This is a genomic window from Stenotrophomonas sp. CS3K5 (assembly GCF_059515225.1).
In genome coordinates, this window is sequence record NZ_JCAKRX010000008.1 from 127,795 (window position 1) to 147,535 (window position 19,741).

Genomic DNA, 19,741 nt, shown 5'->3' on the forward strand with positions numbered 1-19,741 from the left:
GGCGGGTTCCGATGGAAGGGTGGTCCCCGATCTTCGCCGCTGCGGCCGCCACGCGGTATCGGGCAGAGGTCATGGGCGAGGGTCTTTCACTGGATGCGGATCAAGGTCCGCACCCACCAAGGCGAAAACCACCCGGAATCCGCGCAAAAAGTACCCGGGAAAGACTGAATTCGGGTTCACCGAAACAATTTCAGCGGCAACCATCCTTGTGCCGCAAGCGATTGCGCCGGATGCACGTGAAACCGTAAAAATTTCTTCGGCAAGGGTTGACACCGCCGAAATGGCTGTGTTTCTCTCGATCACATGTTGCATCACAACACGCCACCGCGAACCCACACCGAAACCGCCGACACCAGCGCTGCCTCGCTGCGTTCGATTCTTGTGCTCGTACTTATTACCCAGCCTACAGGTGCGGGACGAGCCAGCGTGTAAGCAACAAACACACCGGAACTCATCAAAAACCCGCACCCGCCCCGGTGCGGGTTTTTTCATTTCAGGACCTGGTTTCAGACGCAACCACCATGCACACCGCCCCTCGCAAAACCCGGACCCACACCGCCACGATGCCTCGTGGTGCCTGTGCCTGTGCGATGCGCGGCGCCTCCTCCACCGCTTTCCCCTGACCGGCCGGCACGTCACCTCGACGACCGGCCGTTCTTTTTTCTTCCCACCGCAAGGAACCTCCCCCATGAGCACCAACGACCTGCCCCAGACCAAGATCGCCGTCATCGGCTACGGCAGCCAGGGCCGCGCCCACGCGCTGAACCTGCGCGAATCCGGCTTCGACGTGGTGGTAGGCCTGCGTCCGGGCGGCCCCACCGAGGTCAAGGCGCAGGCCGATGGCTTCACCGTCAAGGCACCGGCCGAAGCCGTGAAGGATGCCGACCTGGTCGCCGTGCTGACCCCGGACATGGTGCAGAAGAAGCTGTACGACGACGTGCTGGCGCCGAACATGAAGCAGAGCGCGGTGCTGCTGTTCGCGCACGGCCTGAACGTGCACTTTGACATGATCAAGCCGCGCGAAGATCTCGACGTGGTACTGGTCGCACCGAAGGGTCCGGGCGCGCTGGTGCGCCGCGAGTATGAAATCGGCCGCGGCGTGCCGTGCATCTGGGCGGTCTACCAGGACAAGAGTGGCAAGGCGGCCGACTACGCCCTGGCCTATGCCGGTGGCCTCGGCGGCGCCCGCGCCAACCTGATCCAGACCACCTTCAAGGAAGAAACCGAAACCGATCTGTTCGGCGAGCAGGCGGTGCTGTGCGGCGGCGCTTCGGCGCTGGTGCAGGCCGGTTTCGAGACCCTGGTCGAAGCCGGTTACCAGCCGGAGATTGCCTACTACGAAGTGCTGCACGAACTGAAGCTGATCGTGGACCTGTTCTACGAAGGTGGCATCTCGCGCATGCTGGAATTCATCTCCGAAACCGCGCAGTACGGTGACTACGTGAGCGGCCCGCGGGTGATCGACGCCGGCACCAAGGCGCGCATGAAGGAAGTCCTGAAGGATATCCAGGACGGCACTTTCACCAAGAACTGGGTGGCCGAGTACGAAGCGGGCCTGCCGAACTACAACAGGTTCAAGCAGGCCGACCTGGAGCACCCGATCGAGAAGGTAGGCAAGGAACTGCGCGCCAAGATGGTCTGGTTGCAAGGACAGGCCGCGTAACCACGCGGCCTCCCCCACCCGCTCTGCAAGGTTCCCCCATGAACTCTTCCACACACCGCAGCGCGCCGCTCAACGGCGCGCGCTGGCTGACCCAGGCGCTGGAGGCCGAAGGCGTCCGCACGCTGTTCGGCTATCCCGGCGGCACCATCATGCCGTTCTACGACGCGCTGGTGGATTCGTCGCTGAAGCACATCCTGGTGCGCCATGAGCAGGGCGCGGCGCTGGCCGCCAACGGCTTCGCCCGCGCCAGCAACCAGGTGGGCGTCTGCGTGGCCACCTCCGGCCCGGGCGCCTCCAATCTGGTGACCGGCATTGCCGATGCGATGCTGGATTCGGTGCCGATGGTCTGCATCACCGGCCAGGTCGGCACCCCGCTGCTGGGCACCGATGCCTTCCAGGAGCTGGATGTGTTCGGCCTGACCCTGCCGATCGTCAAGCACAGCTGGCTGGTGCGCAGCGTCGATGACCTGCCGCGCGTGGTCGCCGACGCCTTCCGCATCGCGCGCGAAGGCCGCCCCGGCCCGGTGCTGATCGATCTGCCCAAGGACGTGCAGCTGGCCGATGCCAGCCATCTGCCAGCGCACGTGCCGAGCAGCGTCGAACCGCCGCCGGCGCCGGCCGACGACGCCATCGCCGACGCCATCGCCGCACTGGCCGCAGCCGAAAAGCCGGTGGTCTACGCCGGTGGCGGCATCGCACTGGGTGATGCGGTGCAGGACCTGCGCGACTTCGTCGAGGCCAGCGCCATCCCCACCGTGATGACCCTGCGTGGCCTGGGTGCACTGTCCCCGCAGCACCCGCAGTCGCTGGGCATGCTGGGCATGCACGGCACCCGCGCGGCCAACATGGCGGTACAGGAAAGTGATCTGCTGCTGGTGCTGGGTGCACGCTTCGATGACCGCGCCACCGGCAAGCTGGCCGAGTTCGCACCGTTCGCGCGCGTGGTCCATATCGACGCCGACGCCTACGAGATCTCCAAGCTGCGCAGTGCCGATGTCGCCGTGCCCGGCAATGTCGGCCATGCCATCCGCGCCCTGCGTGCGGCCTTCCCCTCCCCCAAGGCCCACCAGGACGCATGGCGCAGGCGCTGTGCGCAACATCGCGATCGCTTCGCCGCCCGCTACGACGCACCGGGCCAGCACATCTACGCGCCGGCCCTGCTGAAGCGCCTGAGCGAGCTGGCCCCGGCCGATGCCGTGATCGCCTGCGATGTCGGCCAGCACCAGATGTGGGTGGCCCAGCATTGCCGCTTCAACCACCCGCGCAACCATCTGACCAGCGGTGCGCTGGGCACCATGGGCTTCGGCCTGCCGGCGGCGATGGGCGCGCAGTTCGCCTGCCCCGACCGCACCGTGGTGCTGGTGTCCGGCGATGGCAGCTTCATGATGAACGTGCAGGAGCTGGCGACCATCGCCCGTTGCCGCCTGCCGGTGAAGATCGTGCTGCTGGACAACAGTTCGCTGGGCATGGTGCGGCAGTGGCAGGAACTGTTCTTCGCCGAGCGCTACAGCGAGATCGACCTGTCCGACAACCCGGACTTCGTGGCACTGGCGCAGGTGTTCGGCATTGCCGCCACCCGCATCGAGGCACGCGATGACGTGGAGGGTGGACTGGCCGCGCTGCTGGCCGAACCGGGCCCGGCGCTGCTGCATGTGGCCATCGACGCCCGCGCCAACGTGTGGCCGCTGGTGCCACCCAACACCGCCAACAGCACCATGCTGGAAAGCAACCCTGCCCATGCCCGCCAGGAGACCCCCAATGCAATACCGGCTTGACCTGGTGCTGCACCCGGCCGAAGGCGCGCTGCTGCGCGTGATCGGCATGGCCGAGCGACGCGGCTTCGCGCCGCGCGCGATCAGCGGCGCGCCGGTAGCCGCCGACGATGGCCGCTGGCACCTGCAGCTGGTGGTGGATGGACAGCGCCCGGCCGAAACGCTGTGCCGGCAGATCGAGAAGATCTACGACTGCGTGTCCGTGCAGGTCACCGCCGTGGAAGGAGTATCGCCATGAACACCCGTACCGTCATGACCACGGTGCCGGTACGGAGGCGTCTTCTTCGCCGCCCGTGCCCGCGTGCGGTGGTCGCCCGCACCCCGTCGGTGGCCCATGCCGGCCGCTGATACCAGCCAGGAAAGCGATGTCGGCGACGTAAGCGTCGCCGACGTCCTGGCCGCGCAGGCCCGCCTGCGCCGCTTCCTGCCGCCCACCCCGCTGCATCATGCCGAGCGTTTCGGCACCTGGCTGAAGCTGGAGAACCTGCAGCGCACCGGTTCCTACAAGGTGCGCGGCGCGCTGAACGCACTGCTGGCCGGCCGCGAGCGCGGCGACACCCGGCCGGTGATCTGCGCCTCGGCCGGCAACCACGCCCAGGGCGTGGCATGGTCCGCCTACCGCCTGGATGTGCCGGCCATCACCGTGATGCCGCATGGCGCGCCAGCCACCAAGATCGCCGGCGTTGCCCACTGGGGCGCTACCGTGCGCCAACACGGCAGCAGCTATGACGAGGCCTACGCCTTCGCCGTGGAACTGGCACAGCGCCATGGCTACCGTTTCCTGTCCGCGTTCGACGATGCCGATGTGATTGCCGGCCAGGGCACGGTCGGCATCGAGCTGGCCGCGCACGCCCCGGACGTGGTGATCGTGCCGATCGGCGGCGGCGGACTGGCCTCCGGCGTCGCGCTGGCACTGAAGTCACAGGGCGTGCGCGTGATCGGCGCACAGGTGGAAGGCGTCGACTCGATGGCGCGCGCGATCCGCGGTGATCTGCGCGACATTGCCCCCGCAGCCTCGCTGGCCGACGGCGTGCGGGTAAAGATTCCCGGCTTTCTGACCCGCCGTCTGTGCAGCTCGCTGCTGGACGATGTAGTGATCGTGCGCGAAGCCGAACTGCGCGAAACCCTGGTCCGGCTGGCACTGGAAGAACACATCATCGCCGAGGGCGCCGGCGCGCTGGCGCTGGCGGCCGGCCGCCGCGTCGCGGGCCGCCGCAAGTGCGCGGTGGTCTCCGGCGGAAACATCGATGCCGGCGTCCTGGCCGGCCTGCTTACCGACATCCGACCGCGTCCCCCGCGCAAGCCGCGGCGACGGCGCAGCGAAACACCCCGCTCGCCCGCCAAGGCCAGCGCGCCGCCCTCCCCCACCTCTTCCCCTTCCCCCCTGCAAGCCGCAACGCCCGCTGTCGAGGAGATTTCCCTGTGACCACCATCGAACGAATTACCACCCCGCGCATCCGCATCTTCGACACCACCCTGCGTGACGGCGAGCAGTCCCCCGGCTGCAGCATGAGCCCGCCGCAGAAACTGGTGATGGCGCGTGCGCTGGACGAACTGGGCGTGGACATCATCGAGACCGGCTTCCCGGCCAGCTCGCAGTCCGACCGCGAAGCGATGGCCCTGATCGGCCGTGAGCTGCGCCGCCCCAGCCTGAGCCTGGCGGTGCTGTCGCGCTGCCTGCAGGCCGACATCGAAACTTCCGCACGTGCCCTGGAAGCGGCGGTGAATCCGCGCCTGCATGTGTTCCTGTCCACCAGCCCGCTGCACCGCGAGCACAAGCTGCGCATGACCCGCGAGCAGGTACTGGAATCGGTACGCAAGCACGTCACCCTGGCGCGCTCGTACATCGATGACGTGGAGTTCTCGGCCGAGGACGCCACCCGCACCGAGCTGGACTACCTGATCGAAGTTTCACGCGTGGCGATCGCCGCCGGCGCCACCACCATCAACCTGCCCGACACCGTCGGCTTCACCACCCCGGAAGAGATCCGCGCGATGTTCCAGCAGGTCATCGCTGGCGTGGCCGATGTGCCCAACGCAGCCAACGTGATCTTCAGTGCGCACTGCCACAACGACCTGGGCCTGGCTGTGGCCAACTCGCTGGCCGCCATCGAAGGCGGTGCACGCCAGGTCGAGTGCACCATCAACGGCATCGGTGAACGCGCCGGCAACTGCTCGCTGGAAGAAATCGCCATGGTGCTGAAGGTGCGCCAGGCCTTCTACGAGCAGGACAGCGCGATCAACACCCCGCGCATCGTCGGCACCTCGCAGTTGCTGCAGCGCCTGGTCGGCATGCCGGTCCAGCGCAACAAGGCCATCGTCGGCGCCAATGCGTTCGCCCATGAATCGGGCATCCACCAGCACGGCATGCTGCGCCACCGCGGCACCTACGAAATCATGCGCCCGGAAGATGTGGGCTGGGAGGACTCGCAGATGGTGCTGGGCCGCCACAGCGGCCGCGCCGCCGTCGAGGCCCGCCTGCGCGCGCTGGGCTTCTGGCTGGAAGAAGACGAACTGAAGCTGGTGTTCGAGCAGTTCAAGGGCCTGTGCGAGCAGCAGCGCGTGGTCACCGATGCCGACCTGCAGACGCTGATGCAGGGCGGCTCCAATGCGCAAGGGTACCGCCTGGCCTCGATGACCATCAGTGACGTCGGCAGCCGCGCCAACGCCCTGGTGGAGCTGTCCGATCCGGAAGGCAACCGCGTGGCCGAAACCGCGCAGGGCGATGGCCCGGTCGATGCGCTGTTCGGCGCGCTGTCGGCCGCCACCGGCGTGCAGCTGATGCTGGACAGCTACCACGTGCACAGCGTCGGCATCGGCGCCGATGCGCGCGGCGAAGCCAACCTGAGTGTGCGCCACGAGGGCGTGGAGTATGACGGCACCGGCACCAGCAAGGACATCATCGAAGCCTCCGCGCTGGCCTGGCTGGACGTAGCCAACCGCCTGCTGCGCCAGCGCCAGGCCACCGCTCACAGCAGCACCGACACTGCCACCCCCGCCACCGCTTGAGGAAGCCGAGATGAGCGCCTTCGACACCCCCACCACGGCCTCGGCCGGCCAGCAGTGGAATGCCCAGGACTATGCGATCGACGCCGGCTTCGTGCCGCTGCTCGGCGGCGCGGTCGCGCGCCTGCTCGACCCGCGCGCCGGTGAACGCATCCTCGACCTGGGCTGTGGGGATGGCGTGCTCAGCACCGAGCTGGCCCTGAGCGGTGCACGCATCCACGGCGTGGATGCGTCGCCGGAACTGGTGGTTGCCGCCCGCGCGCGTGGCGTCGATGCGCAGGTGATGGATGGCCACGCACTGGCCTTCGACAGTGAATTCGATGCGGTGTTCAGCAACGCGGCGCTGCACTGGATGGGCAACCCCGACCGCGTGCTGGAAGGCGTGCGCCGGGCGTTGCGCCCTGGCGGCCGCTTCGTTGCCGAATTCGGCGGCCACGGCAACGTGGCCACGATCATCGCCGCAGTGCAGGCCGCACGCGTGGCCCATGGCCACGGCGCCAGTGCGTTCCAGTGGTACTTCCCGACCGCCGACAGCTACGCCGATCGCCTGCGCCAGCACGGCTTCCAGGTGCAGCTGATCGAAACCACGCCACGCCCCACCTCACTGCCGACCGGCGTGGCCGGCTGGCTGCGCGTGTTCGCCGCGCCGCTGCTGGACGACCTGCCAGACCACGCCCGCGCTACCGTACGCGATGCCGCAGTGGCACTGCTGGATGACCTGCCGCGTGACGCAACTGGCCAGCCGCTGGCCGACTACGTGCGGCTGCGCGTGCTCGCCCGTCGCCGCTGACTCAACACTTTTCGCTATCTTTCCTGATGTCCGCACCTTCGTACTTCTGCCAGGCAAACGCATGACTTCCGCACCCCGCACCCTGTACGACAAACTGTGGGACGCCCACGTGGTGGTTCCCGAATCCGACAGCGCCCCCGCCGTGCTGTACATCGACCTGCACCTGATCCACGAGGTCACCTCGCCACAGGCGTTCACCGAGCTGCGCGAACGTGGCCTGTCGCCGCGCCGCCCGGACCGCACCAAGGCAACGATGGACCATTCCACCCCGACCCTGCCGGCCGGTGCCGACGGCAAGCTGCCCTATGCCAGCGCCGCCTCCGAAGCCCAGGTGGCCACCCTGGCGCGCAACTGCGCCGAGCATGGCATCGAGCTGTTCGACATGGCCTCGGACAATCGCGGAATCGTCCACGTCATCGCGCCGGAACAGGGCTTCACCCAGCCGGGCATGACCATCGTCTGCGGCGACAGCCACACCTCCACCCACGGTGCGTTCGGTTCGCTGGCCTTCGGCATCGGCACCAGTGAAGTCGGCCACGTGTTGGCCACGCAGTGCCTGCTGCAGCGCAAGGCGAAGACCTTCGCGATCACCGTCGATGGCGCGCTGGCGCCCGGCGTCGGCGCCAAGGATGTGGTCCTCCACATCATCGGCGTGATCGGCGTCAACGGCGGCACCGGCCACGTCATCGAGTTCCGTGGCAGCACCATCGAAGCGATGGACATGGAACAGCGCATGACCCTGTGCAACATGTCGATCGAAGCCGGCGCGCGTGCCGGCATGGTTGCCCCGGACCAGGTCACCTTCGACTTCGTGGCCAACACCCCGCGCGGCCCCAAGGGTGCCGGGTTCGATGCCGCCGTGGCGCGCTGGCAGCAGCTGCGCACCGATGACGGCGCACGCTTCGACAGCGAAGTGCGCATCGACGCCGCCGACATCCGCCCGACCCTGACCTGGGGTACCCACCCGGGCACCGCCATCGCGGTGGACGCGCCGATTCCGGCCGCCAACGATGCCGCCGCGCAGAAGGGCCTGGACTACATGCACTTCCAGGCCGGCAAGGCGCTGGCCGGCACGCCGGTGGACGTAGTGTTCGTCGGCTCGTGCACCAATGGCCGCCTGAGTGACATGCGCGAGGTGGCGCAGGTGCTGCGCGGTCGTCGCGTCGCTGAGCGGGTGCGCATGCTGGTGGTACCGGGCTCGGAGATCGTCAAGCGCGAGGCAGAGGCCGAAGGCATCCACGAAATCGTGCGCGCGGCCGGTGCCGAATGGCGCGAGCCTGGCTGCTCGATGTGCATCGCCATGAACGGTGATCTGGTCGCGCCGGGCCAGCTGGCCGTCAGCACCAGCAACCGCAATTTCGAAGGCCGCCAGGGCCCCGGTTCGCGCACGCTGCTGGCCTCGCCGATGAGCGCCGCGTGGGCCGCAGTGAATGGGCACGTTGCCGATACCCGCGAACTGTTCGCACAGGAGGTGGCGTGATGGCCGGTTTCCGCACTCTGACCTCGGCCAGCGTGGTGCTGCGCCAGACCAACATCGACACCGACCAGATCATTCCGGCGCGGTTCCTGTCCACCACCGAGCGCGCCGGCCTGGGCCGCAATGCGTTCAATGACTGGCGCTGGCAGGCCGACGGTTCGCCGGTGGCCGAGTTCGCCTTCAACCAGCCGCACAACGCCGGCCGCAGCATCCTGCTGGCAGGCCGCAACTTCGGCTGCGGCTCCTCGCGCGAGCATGCACCGTGGGCGCTGACCGACCTGGGCCTGCGCGCCATCGTCAGCAGCGAGATCGCCGACATCTTCCGCGGCAATTCGCTGAAGAACGGCCTGCTGCCGATCGTGCTGGACGAAGCCGATGTGCAGGCGCTGATGCAGCGCCCGGACGATGAGCTGACCATCGATGTGGCCGCACGCGAGCTGCGTACGCCCGATGGCCGCGTGTATTCCTTCCCGCTGGATGGCTTCTCGCAGACCTGCCTGCTGGAAGGCGTGGATCAATTGGGTTATCTGTTGGGCCGTGTCCCTGAAATCGAACGTTACGAGAGTGAGCATGCACGCTGAGATTGTTGTCCTGCCCGGTGATGGCATCGGCCCGGAAGTGGCCGCCGCCGCAGTTGCCGTCCTGAAGTCCGTCGCCGAACGCTTCAACCACACCTTCACCTTCAGCGAGCACGATATTGGTGGCATCGCCATCGACCGCCATGGCGAGCCGCTGCCGGCGTCGACCCTGTCCGCCTGCCAGGCCGCCAATGCGGTGCTGCTGGGCGCGGTGGGCGGCCCGAAGTGGTCCGACCCGAATGCCAAGGTGCGCCCGGAGCAGGGCCTGCTGGCGATCCGCAAGGCGCTGGGCCTGTATGCCAACCTGCGCCCGGTGCGTACCCACGAGGCCGCGGTGCACGCCTCACCGATCAAGGCCGAACTGCTGCAGGGCGTGGACTTCGTGGTGGTGCGCGAACTGACCGGCGGCATCTACTTCGGCGACAAGACCCGCGACGCCGACAGCGCCAGTGATCTGTGCCGCTACACCGTGGCCGAGATCGAGCGCGTGCTGCGCAGTGCCTTCCGCCTGGCACAGCAGCGTCGCGGCAAGGTCACGTCGGTGGACAAGGCCAACGTGCTGGAAACCTCGCGCCTGTGGCGTGACGTAGCCGCGCGCATCGGCCGCGAGGAGTTCCCGGACGTTGCCCTGGAGCACCAGCTGGTCGATTCGATGGCCATGCACCTGCTGGCCAAGCCGCGCGAGTACGACGTCATCGTGACCGAGAACATGTTCGGCGACATCCTCACCGATGAAGCCTCGATGCTGGCCGGCTCGCTGGGCCTGCTGCCGTCGGCCTCGCTGGGCGAGCCGGGTGCGGTGGGCATCTACGAGCCCATCCATGGTTCGGCGCCGGACATTGCCGGCAAGGGCATCGCCAATCCGTACGCGACGATCTTCAGCGCGGCGATGCTGCTGCGCCATTCGTTGGGCCTGGAAGCCGAAGCCGCCGCGGTGGAAGCGGCCGTGCATGCGGTGCTGGATGACGGGGTGTTCACCGCCGACCTGGCCGCCAAGGGCCAGGCCGTGAGCACCGCCGCCGCGACCGATGCGGTGCTGGCCACGCTGGCCTGATCCATCCGGCGACACCTGTAGAGCCGAGCCATGCTCGGCTCATTGAACGGCAGTCGAGCATGGCTCGACTCTACAGGCAGCCGGCAGCCACGCCCTGCGTGGCTTTGCTTACTTGGTCGTGTACCCACCATTGACCAGGATGGTCTGCCCGGTCATCCACCAGCCATCGGTCACCAGGAAGCGGATCCACGGCACGATGTCGACGATGTCGGTCAGGCCGGTACGGGTGAATGCAGACAGCGCCGCAGCAGTCTTGTGATACGCCTGCGCGTCGGCGCTCTCGGCCGGGTAGAAGAACGGCGTATCCATCGGACCGGGGCCGATCGCGGTCACCGAGATGCCGCGCTCGCCAAACTCCTTCGACGCCGCACGGGTGAAATGCTCGACCGGCGCCTTGGTGCCGGCGTAGCTGGAATAGAACGGCGTGTAGGCACCCAGCAATGAGGTGACCAGGGTACAGATGCGACCACCGTCGTTGACGTGGCGGCCGGCTTCCTTGAGGAAGAGGAACGCCGCCTTGGCGTTGACCGCGCTCATCTCATCGTACTCCGCTTCGCTGATGTCCAGCAGCGGCTTCTTCAATACCTTGCCCACTGTGTTGATGGCGATGTCGGGACGGCCGACTGTGGCCACGGCATCGGCGAACAGGCGCTCCATCGCTGCCGCCGACGTCAGGTCGCCCTGCAGCGCCACGGCCTTGCTGCCGGCCGCCTGCACCGCAGCGACGGTCGCTTCTGCATCGGCCTGAGTGGCGGCACTGTTGTAGTGGATGACGATGGCGCTGGCCCCCTGGCTGGCGAAGTCGCGGGCGATCAGGCCGCCCAGGTTCTTGGCGCCACCGGCGATCAGCACGGTCTTGCCCTTGAGGGAATGGTCGGTCATGGCTTCAGTCTCGGGGAGGAGGCTGCCCGGGGTGGCAACCCTGCCCTGACGACGATATCGTGCAGAAAAAGCAGATAAAGCCCGCCACATTGACTTAACTTTCCAGAGTCAACGAACAATGGACCGGATCGACCGCTTCCGCATCTTCGCCCGGGTCGTGGAGTGCGCCAGCTTCACCCGCGCCGCCGACCAGCTCGGCCTGCCCCGCTCAACGGTCTCGGCGGCGGTGGCGGAGCTGGAGCAGCGGCTCGGCACGCGCCTGCTGCAGCGCTCGACCCGCCGCGTCTCCACCACCCACGATGGCGACGTGTTCCATGCGCGCTGCCTGCGCCTGATCGCCGAAGTCGAAGACGCCGAATCGCTGTTTCGCCAGGACGACGCGCAGCCGGTGGGCCTGCTGAAGATCGACGTGCCCAGCCGCATCGGCCGCCGCATCATCGCCCCGGCCCTGCCCGACTTCTTCGCCCGCCATCCGCAGGTGGAGGTGGACCTGGGCATGACCGACCGCGCGGTGAACCTGATCGAAGACGGCTGCGATGCGGTGCTGCGGGTCGGTCATCTGGGCGATTCCAGCCTGGTGGCACGCACGCTGGGCGAGCTGGATTTCGTCAACGTCGCTGCGCCCGCATATCTGCGCGAGCACGGCGAGCCGCAGCATCCTGCCGATCTGCAGCAGCATCGCGCGGTGAACTACGCCTCACCAACCACGGCACGGGTGGAACCCTGGGAATGGCAGGACGGTGCGCAGCTGCGTACGTTGCCGATAGCCGGCTGGGTGCGGGTGAACAGCGCCGAGGCGTCGATCGCATGCTGCGCGGCCGGGCTGGGGCTGTTGCAGATTCCGCGCTACGACGTTCAGGCCGAGCTGCAATCCGGCGAACTGGTGCAGGTGATGCCGCAGTACGTGGCACAACCGCTGCCGGTGACCCTGCTGCTGCCGCATCGGCAGCACCGCGCACAACGTGTACAGATGTTCATCGAGTGGCTGTTGCCGGTGCTTCGAACCGGCCTGCAATTGCGGTAGATCCACGCCATGCGTGGATGCTTCTGTAGAGTCGAGCCATGCTCGACTCATCCCATCATCCCGCAAGGAACAGCCGAGCATGGCTCGGCTCTACAAAAAGCAGATCCCGCGAGCAGATCACTGCGCGCCATGCGTGGATGCAAAGCGCAGTGCCAACCAAGGTTGGCACATCCCAGGAGCGGTGGCCGTAGAACCCGGGGTGTTAGGCCCCGGATTCGTCCGGCTTCACCCGGAACCACGCTGCATACAGCGCCGGCAGGAACACCAGGGTCAGCACCGTGCCCACGATCAGGCCGCCCATGATCGAGATCGCCATCGAACCGTAGAAGGCACTGCGCGACAGCGGAATCATCGCCAGCACCGCAGCGAGCGCGGTCAGCACGATCGGGCGGAAGCGGCGCACCGTGGCATCGATGATCGAATGCCAACGGTCATGCCCGGCGTCGATGTCCTGCTGGATCTGGTCGATCAGGATCACCGAGTTGCGCATGATCATGCCGGCCAGCGCGATCGTGCCCAGCAAGGCCACGAACCCGAATGGTGCGCGGAACAGCAGCAGGAACAAGGTCGCACCGATGATGCCCAGCGGCGCGGTCACCAGCACCATCGCCGCACGCGAGAAGCTGCGCAGCTGCAGCATCAGCAGGGTGGCCACCACCACCAGGAACAGCGGCATGCCGGCCTTGATCGAGTTCTGGCCACGTGCCGAATCCTCCACGGTGCCGCCGGTCTCCAGCAGATAGCCGTTCGGCAGCTCGGCACGGATGCCGTCCAGCGTCGGCAGGATCTGGTGCACCACATCCAGCGGTTGCATGCCATCGCCGATGTCGGCACGCACGGTCACCGTGGGCAGGCGGTTGCGGTGCCAGATGATGCCGTCCTCGAAGCCGTACTCCATCGTCGCCACCTGCGACAGCGTGATGCTGCCGCCGTTGGCGGTCGGCATCGACAGGCTCGACAGCAGTTCCAGCTGGTTGCGCTCGTCGGCCGGGCCACGCAGCAGCATCTCGATCTGGCGGTTGCCTTCGCGGTACACGCTCACCGACTGCCCGGCCAGCGAGCTGGACAGGAACTGGCTGACCTGCGCGCTGCTCACGCCCAGCGCGCGGGCGCGTTCCTGGTCGATCACCAGGCGCACCACTTTGCTCGGCTCGCTCCAGTCCAGGTTGACGTTGATCACGTGCGGGTTCTGGCGCACCTTGGCCTCGACCTGGCGGGCAATCGCCTGCACCCGCTCGATGTGCTCGCCGGAGATGCGCATCTGCACCGGGTAACCGACCGGGGGGCCGTTCTCCAGGCGGGTCACGCGCATCTGCACATCCGGGAACTGCGGGATGACCTCCTTCAGCAGCCAGCTGCGGGCGGTTTCACGCGCCTTGGTGTCCTTGGCCAGGATCACGAACTGGGCAAAGTTGGTGGCCGGCAGCTGCTGGTCCAGCGGCAGGTAGAAGCGCGGCGAGCCGGTGCCCACGTAGGACACGTAGTTGGCGATGTCCTGGCGGCCCTGCAGCAGCTTTTCCAGCTTTTCGGCCTGCGCCTGGGTCGAGCGCAGCGACGCGCCCTCGGCCAGCTCGATGTCCACCATCAGTTCCGGCCGGGTCGAATCCGGGAAGAACTGCTGTGGCACGAAGCGGAACATCATCAGCGAGAACACGAACAGCGCGATGGTCGCGGCGATCACCCACCAGCGACGGCGCAGACAGGCGTCGAGGAAGCGGCGGAAGCTGCGGTAGAACGGGCGCTGGTACGGGTCATGGTCGTGCCCGTGCTGCGGCGGCGCGATCAGGTTGGCCAGTGCCGGGTAGCGATCGGCCCATTGCTGGCGCTTGGCATGCCAGCGCGCGGACAGGCTGCCCGGCTTTGGCGGCTGCGGATTGAACAGGTCCGGCAGCATCTTGTCGCCCAGGTACGGGATGAACAGCACTGCGGCAATCCACGACACCACCAGCGCGATGGTCACCACCTGGAACAGCGAACGGGTGTACTCACCAGTGCTCGATGCCGCCGTGGCGATCGGCAGGAAGCCGGCCGCGGTGATCAGCGTACCGGTCAGCATCGGGAACGCGGTCGACTCCCAGGCGAAACTGGCCGCGCGCAGGCGGTCGTAGCCCTGCTCCATCTTGGTGGCCATCATCTCCACTGCGATGATCGCATCGTCCACCAGCAGGCCCAGTGCCAGCACCAGCGCACCGAGCGAGATCTTGTGCAGGCCGATGTCGAAGTAATGCATGACGAAGAACGTCATCGCCAGCACCAGCGGGATGGTCACGCCCACCACCAGACCGGTACGCAGGCCCAGCGAGAAGAAGCTGACCAGCAGCACGATCACCACTGCTTCGGTCAGCACCTGCACGAACTCGCCGACCGACTCCTCCACCGACTGCGGCTGGTCGGAGACCTTGCGCAGCTGCATGCCCGCCGGCAGGGTCTTCTGCAGGCGCTGGAACTCGGCATCGAGGTTGGCACCGAGCTTGAGGATGTCACCGCCATCCTTCATCGCCACCGCCAGGCCGATCGCCTCTTCGCCCATGAAGCGCATCTTCGGCGACGCCGGATCGGCAAAGCCGCGCTTGACCTCGGCGATGTCGCCCAGGTGCACGGTGCGCTCACCGGCGCGGATCGGGAACTGGCGGATCGCTTCGATATCGTTGAACTGGCCGGTCACGCGCAGCTGCACGCGGTCGGTGGCGGTCTCGAAGAAGCTGGTGCCGCTTACCGCATTCTGGTCGGCCAGCGCCTGCTGCACCTGCTGCATCGACACGCCCAGCGTGGCCAGGCGGGTGTTGGACAACTCGATCCACACCTTCTCGTCCTGCAGCCCAACCAGGTCGATCTTGCCGACGTCGGGCACGCGCTGCAGTTCCAGCTGGATGCGGTCGGCGTAGTCGCGCATCACCGCATAGTCGAAGCCCTTGCCGGTCAACGCATAGATATTGCCGTAGGTATCGCCGAATTCATCGTTGAAGAACGGGCCGACGATCTCGCGCGGCAGCGTCGCACGGATGTCCCCCACGCGCTTGCGCACCTGGTACCACAGGTCCGGAATCTGCTTGGAACGCAGGCTGTCGCGGGCCATGAAGATCACCTGCGATTCGCCCGGGCGCGAGTACGAGCGGATGAACTCGTACTCGCCGGTGTTCATCAGCGCCTTCTCGATCGGCTCGGTCACCTGCCGCGAGACCTGCTCGGCGGTGGCGCCCGGCCACAACGTGCGCACCACCATCGCCTTGAAGGTGAACGGCGGATCTTCGGATTGGCCCAGATGCTTGTACGACCACGCACCGATCAGGGCGAAGGCAAGCATCGCAAACAGCACCAGTGGTCGATTGGCCAGCGCCCACTCGGAAAGATTGAAGCGGCGCACCGGCTTACTCCTTGGCCTTGGCGGCAGCTGGCGGTGCGGCCGGCTTCAGCACCGGGCGGTTCTGCCGGTCCACCGCGATCACCGGCTGGCCGGCGCGCAGCAGATGGCCGCCGGCGGCAACCACCCAGTCTGCGGCACCGACGCCGGACAGCACCGGTACCGTCTCGCTGCCATAGGCACCGGTGGTGACGGGGGCGGCCTTCAGCGTGCTGTTGGCCGGATCGACCACCCATACGCTGGCCGCACCGTTGGCGCCGCGCTGGAGCGCGCCCAGCGGCAGCTGCAGCGTGCCGTGGCGGCCGGCGCTGCTGTAGACGCGCGCGCTCTGCCCCAGTTCGACATCGGCCAGCGCATCGGCGGCCAGGCTGACCCGCGTGGCGTAGGTCCGCGCCTGCGGATCGGCGGCGGCGGCGATCTCGCGGATCGTGCCCGGCAGGCGCTGGCCCGGACGGTTCCACAGTTCCACCTCGACCGGCTGGCCGACCGCGTAGTCGCGGATGGTAGCTTCGGGCAGGTCGATCAGCACTTCGCGGCCACCGTCGGCGGCCAGGTTGAAGATGGTCTGGCCGGCGGACACCACCTGCCCGGCTTCGGCCTCGCGGCTGGCGATCACACCATCCGCCGGTGCGCGCAGCTGCGCGTAGTCAGCCTGGTTGCGCAGTACATCGAGGTTGGCACGGGCGGCGTTGGCCTGGCCCTGCGCAGCCTTGAAGGCGGCCGATTGCTGGTCCAGCTGCGAGCGGCTGACCAGCTGCTGGTCGGCCAGCACCTGGTAGCGCTTGAGGTCGTCGCGGGCGCGTACCAGATCGGCTTCGGCCGCGGCCAGCTGAGCCTGCGAGGCACGCGCCTGCAGCGCGAAGTCGGCCACGTCCAGCTCGGCCAGCACCTCACCCTTCTTCACCCGCTGGCCGGCATCGACATGACGCTTGACCAGGTTGCCGCCGACGCGGAACGACAGCGGGCTTTCCTGGCGGGCACGCACCGTGCCCGGGAACGCCGCCGGCGCCTGCCCGGCCTGTTCGCCGGGATGCACCACCAGCACCGGCACGGCCGCCTGCGGCGCCTGCTCCTGTCCCGAACAGGCTGCCAGCGCAGCCACCCACACCATACCGCCCATCCAGCGCACGATCTTCATCGGTCAACGTCCTGAAAACGCAGGGTTGCAACAAGGGGGGCCACGACTGCCGGCCCAATTTAATAAACCGGCCGGTATAGTATAAATATCGAACCGCTTGGTCTAGTATTGTTGCGATGAGTTCTTCCACTTCCCGCAAGCCGTCGGCCAAGCCCGCTGCCAAGGCCGCCGGACCCGGGCGCCCCAAGGATCTGGGCAAGCGCGCGGCGATCCTTGAAGCAGCCAAGGCACTGTTCATCGAACAGGGCTATACCGGCGTGAGCATGGACGCCATCGCCGCCCAGGCCGGCGTCTCGAAGCTGACCGTGTACAGCCATTTCGGCGACAAGGAGACCCTGTTCTCCGAGGCCGTGCAGTCCAAGTGCATTGAAATGCTGCCCGATGCGCTGTTCGTGGCCGATGCGGAGGGTCCTCTGCGCGACCAGCTGATCGGCATCGGCCTGGCCTTCTTCGAGCTGATCACCTCCGACGCGGCGATCTCGATCCAGCGCATGATGATGGCGCCGGAGACCGACGAGCGCCTGCGCGAGCTGTTCTGGCAGGCCGGCCCGGAGCGCACCTGCGAGGCCCTGGCCGACTTCCTGCGTGCCCGCGGCGAACGCGGCGAGCTGGACATCCCCGACTACTACCTGGCCGGCCAGCAGTTCCTGACCCTGGTGAAGGGCGAAGTGCACATGCATATGATGTGCGGCATGCCACTGTCACCGGTGGAGTGCGACCCTCTCACCCACGTGACCGCCAGCATCGACTTTTTCCTGCGCGCCTATGCGCCGCGAAGGGCCGGAACCGGCTGAAACGGCAAACCTGAATGAACCGGAGGTCGCGATGACTTCCGGCACTGCGACCCCGGCCCCCCGGCAGCTGATGCTCTGGGCGCGCCGCCGGCCTCCGGCACCGGTAAAATGGCCGGCCCACTGCGCTGGATTTGAACCTCATGACGATTGATTACGCCCACGCCCGCGAACTGATGGTGGAACAGCAGATCCGTCCCTGGGACGTGCTGGACATCAAGGTGCTCGACGTCCTGGCCCGCCTGCCGCGCGAGGCCTTTGTCGCCGATGCACACCGGGCGCTGGCCTACGCCGATGTTGAACTGCCGATCGGCAACGGCCAGAAGATGATGAAGCCGGTCATCGAGGGCCGTACCCTGCAGGCGCTGGACCTGCAGCCGGGTGACGAAGTGCTGGAAATCGGCACCGGCAGCGGTTTCCTGGCCGCCTGCATCGGCGCGCTGGCGCGCGACGTGCTGAGCCTGGAGATCGATGCGGAACTGGCCGCTGCCGCGCGCGCGCGCCTGGACGCTTCCGGCCTGGGCAGCAATGTCCGCGTGGAAGTGGCCGACGCCCTGTCGTGGCAGACCGAACGCCGTTTTGACGTGATCTGTGTCACTGGTGCGGTCGACGTTGTGCCGTCACAGTTTGCTTCGTGGCTGCGTCCGGGTGGCCGCCTGTTCGTGATCCACGGCCGCTCGCCGGCGATGGAGGCCCTGCTGGTCAAGGCCGACGGCAGCACCGAGTCCCTGTTCGAGACCGATATCGATTACCTGCGCGGTGCCGCCCCGGCACCCCAGTTCCACCTCTGAGTCCAAGGAAGCCGCAATGATCCGCCGATCCCTCGCTGTTGCGCTGGCCACTGCCCTGCTGCCGTTGTCCGCCCATGCCGCCGACCTGCTGCAGGTCTACGAAATGGCCCGCAACGGCGATCCGCAGCTGTCTGCCGCCGAATCGACCCGGCTGTACGACAAGGAAGGCGCCGTGCAGGCGCGCGCCGCCCTGCTGCCGCAGATCAACGGCCAGGCCACGCTGAACCGTTCGCGCAGCGAAGCCAATGCCGATGCCAACTCCGGCACGGTCACCAGCAAGCGCCGCAACTACACGATCGAGGGCAGCCAGACGCTGTTCAACTGGACCCAGATCAACAACCTGCGCTCGCAGCGTGAGCTGAGCAAGGCGGCGGACTTCACCCTCGATTCGGCCAACGACAGCCTGATCGTGCGCACCTCGGCGGCCTACTTCAATGTGCTGGTGGCGATCGAATCGCTGAACGCCGCACAGACCAATGAAGCGGCCGCGAAGAAGCAGTTCGACTTCGCCGACAAGCGCCTGGAAGTGGGCCTGGCGCCGATCACCGACGTGCACGAAGCCCGCGCCCAGTACGACCAGGCGCGCGCCAACACCATCGTTGCGCAGAACACCCTGGCCGATAACTACCAGGCGCTGACCGAACTGACCGGCCAGCCGGTGGTCAACCTGCGCGGCCTGCCGGCCGACTTCCGCCCGGAAGTGCCGGCCAACCGCGGCAACATCGATGAGCTGGTGCAGCAGGCCAGCGCCCAGAACCCGGCGCTGAAGGCGCAGGAACTGAAGGTCAGCGCCGCCGAAGCCGGTGTGCAGGCGGCCCGTGGTGGCCACTACCCGACCCTGTCGCTGGGCGGCAGCTGGGGCAAGTCCGCCACCTGGGGTGACAGCACCGGTGCCGGCTCGCTGTCGCCGGATGCGCGTACCAACAGCATCGGCCTGACCCTGAGCGTGCCGATCTTCTCCGGCGGCGCCACCCAGTCCGGCGTGCGCCAGGCGCTGGCCCAGCGCGACATCGCCCAGGACGGCTACGAGCAGCAGAAGCGTGCCCTGGACCGCAACACGCGCAATGCCTACCAGACCCTGGTGCAGGGCATCAGCGAAGTCGAAGCGCGCCGCCTGGCGGTGGTCTCGGCGCAGAGCGCCTACGACGCGTCGCAGGTCGGCCTGGAAGTCGGTACCCGCACCGTGCTGGACGTGATCCAGAACCAGCGCATCCTGTTCTCGGCGCAGCTGGACTATGCCAACGCGCGTTACACCTTCCTGCAGAACCGCCTGCTGCTGAGCCAGTCGCTGGGCGCACTGGACGTGGCCGAACTGCAGGACATCAACCGCCTCCTGACCCAGGATGCCGGCAATCCGGCCACGACCACGCGCTGAGTCGAGGCCCCGCCTGCAACGAAGAAGCCACCCGCAAGG

17 protein-coding genes are annotated in these 19,741 nt (G+C 67.4%); 13 read left to right on the top strand and 4 right to left on the bottom strand.

All coding sequences use genetic code 11. The features are described from left to right. Window positions 1-69 precede the first annotated feature (69 nt). Window positions 70-312, bottom strand: a complete 243-nt coding sequence (locus AC5YGJ_RS13415; protein ID WP_249842921.1) for a hypothetical protein — start codon at window positions 310-312, stop codon at window positions 70-72. A 376-nt stretch (window positions 313-688) separates the two neighbouring features. On the opposite strand from AC5YGJ_RS13415, the gene ilvC reads away from it, so the two are divergent. The 9 genes from ilvC to leuB all read left to right on the top strand — a co-directional run bounded on the left by ilvC (window position 689) and on the right by leuB (window position 10,340). Further along, the gene (gene ilvC, locus AC5YGJ_RS13420; RefSeq protein WP_496186811.1) at window positions 689-1,663 is read left to right on the top strand and encodes a ketol-acid reductoisomerase; all 975 of its coding nucleotides are present in this window, start codon (window positions 689-691) and stop codon (window positions 1,661-1,663) included. Between the two features lie 38 nt (window positions 1,664-1,701). After that, window positions 1,702-3,438 carry an acetolactate synthase 2 catalytic subunit gene (ilvG, locus tag AC5YGJ_RS13425; protein WP_496186812.1) on the top strand — a complete coding sequence of 579 codons (1,737 nt, stop codon included), beginning with the start codon at window positions 1,702-1,704 and terminating at the stop codon, window positions 3,436-3,438. Beyond that, window positions 3,422-3,673 (top strand): ACT domain-containing protein, encoded by a 252-nt coding sequence (locus AC5YGJ_RS13430; RefSeq protein WP_005410947.1) that lies wholly within the window; start codon window positions 3,422-3,424, stop codon window positions 3,671-3,673. The genes ilvG and AC5YGJ_RS13430 overlap by 17 nt, the downstream gene beginning before the upstream one ends. 96 nt (window positions 3,674-3,769) lie before the next feature. Then, on the top strand, window positions 3,770-4,861 hold the full coding sequence (locus AC5YGJ_RS13435) for a threonine dehydratase (RefSeq protein WP_496186813.1): 1,092 nt from the start codon (window positions 3,770-3,772) through the stop codon (window positions 4,859-4,861). Continuing rightward, window positions 4,858-6,444 (top strand): 2-isopropylmalate synthase, encoded by a 1,587-nt coding sequence (locus AC5YGJ_RS13440; protein ID WP_409460460.1) that lies wholly within the window; start codon window positions 4,858-4,860, stop codon window positions 6,442-6,444. Before AC5YGJ_RS13435 ends, AC5YGJ_RS13440 begins: the two co-directional genes overlap by 4 nt. 10 nt (window positions 6,445-6,454) lie before the next feature. Continuing rightward, on the top strand, window positions 6,455-7,231 hold the full coding sequence (locus AC5YGJ_RS13445) for a class I SAM-dependent methyltransferase (protein WP_249842916.1): 777 nt from the start codon (window positions 6,455-6,457) through the stop codon (window positions 7,229-7,231). A 61-nt stretch (window positions 7,232-7,292) separates the two neighbouring features. After that, window positions 7,293-8,711, top strand: a complete 1,419-nt coding sequence (gene leuC / locus AC5YGJ_RS13450) for a 3-isopropylmalate dehydratase large subunit (protein ID WP_496186814.1) — start codon at window positions 7,293-7,295, stop codon at window positions 8,709-8,711. Further along, complete coding sequence (gene leuD, locus AC5YGJ_RS13455) at window positions 8,711-9,289, top strand: 3-isopropylmalate dehydratase small subunit (RefSeq protein WP_249842914.1); 579 nt, start codon at window positions 8,711-8,713, stop codon at window positions 9,287-9,289. The genes leuC and leuD overlap by 1 nt, the downstream gene beginning before the upstream one ends. Beyond that, on the top strand, window positions 9,279-10,340 hold the full coding sequence (gene leuB, locus AC5YGJ_RS13460) for a 3-isopropylmalate dehydrogenase (protein WP_496186815.1): 1,062 nt from the start codon (window positions 9,279-9,281) through the stop codon (window positions 10,338-10,340). Before leuD ends, leuB begins: the two co-directional genes overlap by 11 nt. Before the next feature lie 108 nt (window positions 10,341-10,448). Here leuB and AC5YGJ_RS13465 read toward each other — a convergent pair whose 3' ends face one another. Next, window positions 10,449-11,222, bottom strand: coding sequence for an SDR family oxidoreductase (locus AC5YGJ_RS13465; protein ID WP_496186816.1), 774 nt, complete (start codon window positions 11,220-11,222; stop codon window positions 10,449-10,451). A 118-nt stretch (window positions 11,223-11,340) separates the two neighbouring features. Between AC5YGJ_RS13465 and AC5YGJ_RS13470 the strand changes: the two genes are divergently transcribed. Continuing rightward, on the top strand, window positions 11,341-12,246 hold the full coding sequence (locus tag AC5YGJ_RS13470) for a LysR family transcriptional regulator (RefSeq protein WP_496186817.1): 906 nt from the start codon (window positions 11,341-11,343) through the stop codon (window positions 12,244-12,246). 202 nt (window positions 12,247-12,448) lie between these two features. On the opposite strand, the gene AC5YGJ_RS13475 is transcribed toward AC5YGJ_RS13470, so the two are convergent. Then, entirely contained in the window at window positions 12,449-15,610 is a 3,162-nt protein-coding gene (locus AC5YGJ_RS13475; protein WP_496186818.1) for an efflux RND transporter permease subunit, read from the bottom strand. Between the two features lie 4 nt (window positions 15,611-15,614). Further along, on the bottom strand, window positions 15,615-16,745 hold the full coding sequence (locus tag AC5YGJ_RS13480; RefSeq protein WP_249842910.1) for an efflux RND transporter periplasmic adaptor subunit: 1,131 nt from the start codon (window positions 16,743-16,745) through the stop codon (window positions 15,615-15,617). A 116-nt stretch (window positions 16,746-16,861) separates the two neighbouring features. On the opposite strand from AC5YGJ_RS13480, the gene AC5YGJ_RS13485 reads away from it, so the two are divergent. The 3 genes from AC5YGJ_RS13485 (at window position 16,862) to AC5YGJ_RS13495 (ending at window position 19,702) form a co-directional block, all read left to right on the top strand. Next, window positions 16,862-17,539, top strand: coding sequence for a TetR/AcrR family transcriptional regulator (locus AC5YGJ_RS13485; protein WP_249842909.1), 678 nt, complete (start codon window positions 16,862-16,864; stop codon window positions 17,537-17,539). 140 nt (window positions 17,540-17,679) lie between these two features. Further along, window positions 17,680-18,327 (top strand): protein-L-isoaspartate O-methyltransferase family protein, encoded by a 648-nt coding sequence (locus AC5YGJ_RS13490; protein ID WP_107231583.1) that lies wholly within the window; start codon window positions 17,680-17,682, stop codon window positions 18,325-18,327. A gap of 16 nt (window positions 18,328-18,343) precedes the next feature. Next, on the top strand, window positions 18,344-19,702 hold the full coding sequence (locus AC5YGJ_RS13495; RefSeq protein ID WP_496186819.1) for a TolC family outer membrane protein: 1,359 nt from the start codon (window positions 18,344-18,346) through the stop codon (window positions 19,700-19,702). The last annotated feature ends 39 nt before the right edge of the window (window positions 19,703-19,741 follow it).

Bases quoted from the DNA above. Each gene is read 5' to 3' on its own strand.
- AC5YGJ_RS13445 (WP_249842916.1), top strand. From the start codon at position 6,455: ATGAGCGCCTTCGACACCCCCACCACGGCCTCGGCCGGCCAGCAGTGG.
- AC5YGJ_RS13490 (WP_107231583.1), top strand. From the start codon at position 17,680: ATGACGATTGATTACGCCCACGCCCGCGAACTGATGGTGGAACAGCAG.
- AC5YGJ_RS13465 (WP_496186816.1), bottom strand. From the start codon at position 11,222: ATGACCGACCATTCCCTCAAGGGCAAGACCGTGCTGATCGCCGGTGGC.
- ilvC (WP_496186811.1), top strand. From the start codon at position 689: ATGAGCACCAACGACCTGCCCCAGACCAAGATCGCCGTCATCGGCTAC.
- AC5YGJ_RS13470 (WP_496186817.1), top strand. From the start codon at position 11,341: ATGGACCGGATCGACCGCTTCCGCATCTTCGCCCGGGTCGTGGAGTGC.
- AC5YGJ_RS13485 (WP_249842909.1), top strand. From the start codon at position 16,862: ATGAGTTCTTCCACTTCCCGCAAGCCGTCGGCCAAGCCCGCTGCCAAG.
- leuB (WP_496186815.1), top strand. From the start codon at position 9,279: ATGCACGCTGAGATTGTTGTCCTGCCCGGTGATGGCATCGGCCCGGAA.
- ilvG (WP_496186812.1), top strand. From the start codon at position 1,702: ATGAACTCTTCCACACACCGCAGCGCGCCGCTCAACGGCGCGCGCTGG.
- AC5YGJ_RS13480 (WP_249842910.1), bottom strand. From the start codon at position 16,745: ATGAAGATCGTGCGCTGGATGGGCGGTATGGTGTGGGTGGCTGCGCTG.
- AC5YGJ_RS13435 (WP_496186813.1), top strand. From the start codon at position 3,770: ATGCCGGCCGCTGATACCAGCCAGGAAAGCGATGTCGGCGACGTAAGC.
- AC5YGJ_RS13415 (WP_249842921.1), bottom strand. From the start codon at position 312: ATGCAACATGTGATCGAGAGAAACACAGCCATTTCGGCGGTGTCAACC.
- AC5YGJ_RS13495 (WP_496186819.1), top strand. From the start codon at position 18,344: ATGATCCGCCGATCCCTCGCTGTTGCGCTGGCCACTGCCCTGCTGCCG.
- AC5YGJ_RS13430 (WP_005410947.1), top strand. From the start codon at position 3,422: ATGCAATACCGGCTTGACCTGGTGCTGCACCCGGCCGAAGGCGCGCTG.
- leuD (WP_249842914.1), top strand. From the start codon at position 8,711: ATGGCCGGTTTCCGCACTCTGACCTCGGCCAGCGTGGTGCTGCGCCAG.
- leuC (WP_496186814.1), top strand. From the start codon at position 7,293: ATGACTTCCGCACCCCGCACCCTGTACGACAAACTGTGGGACGCCCAC.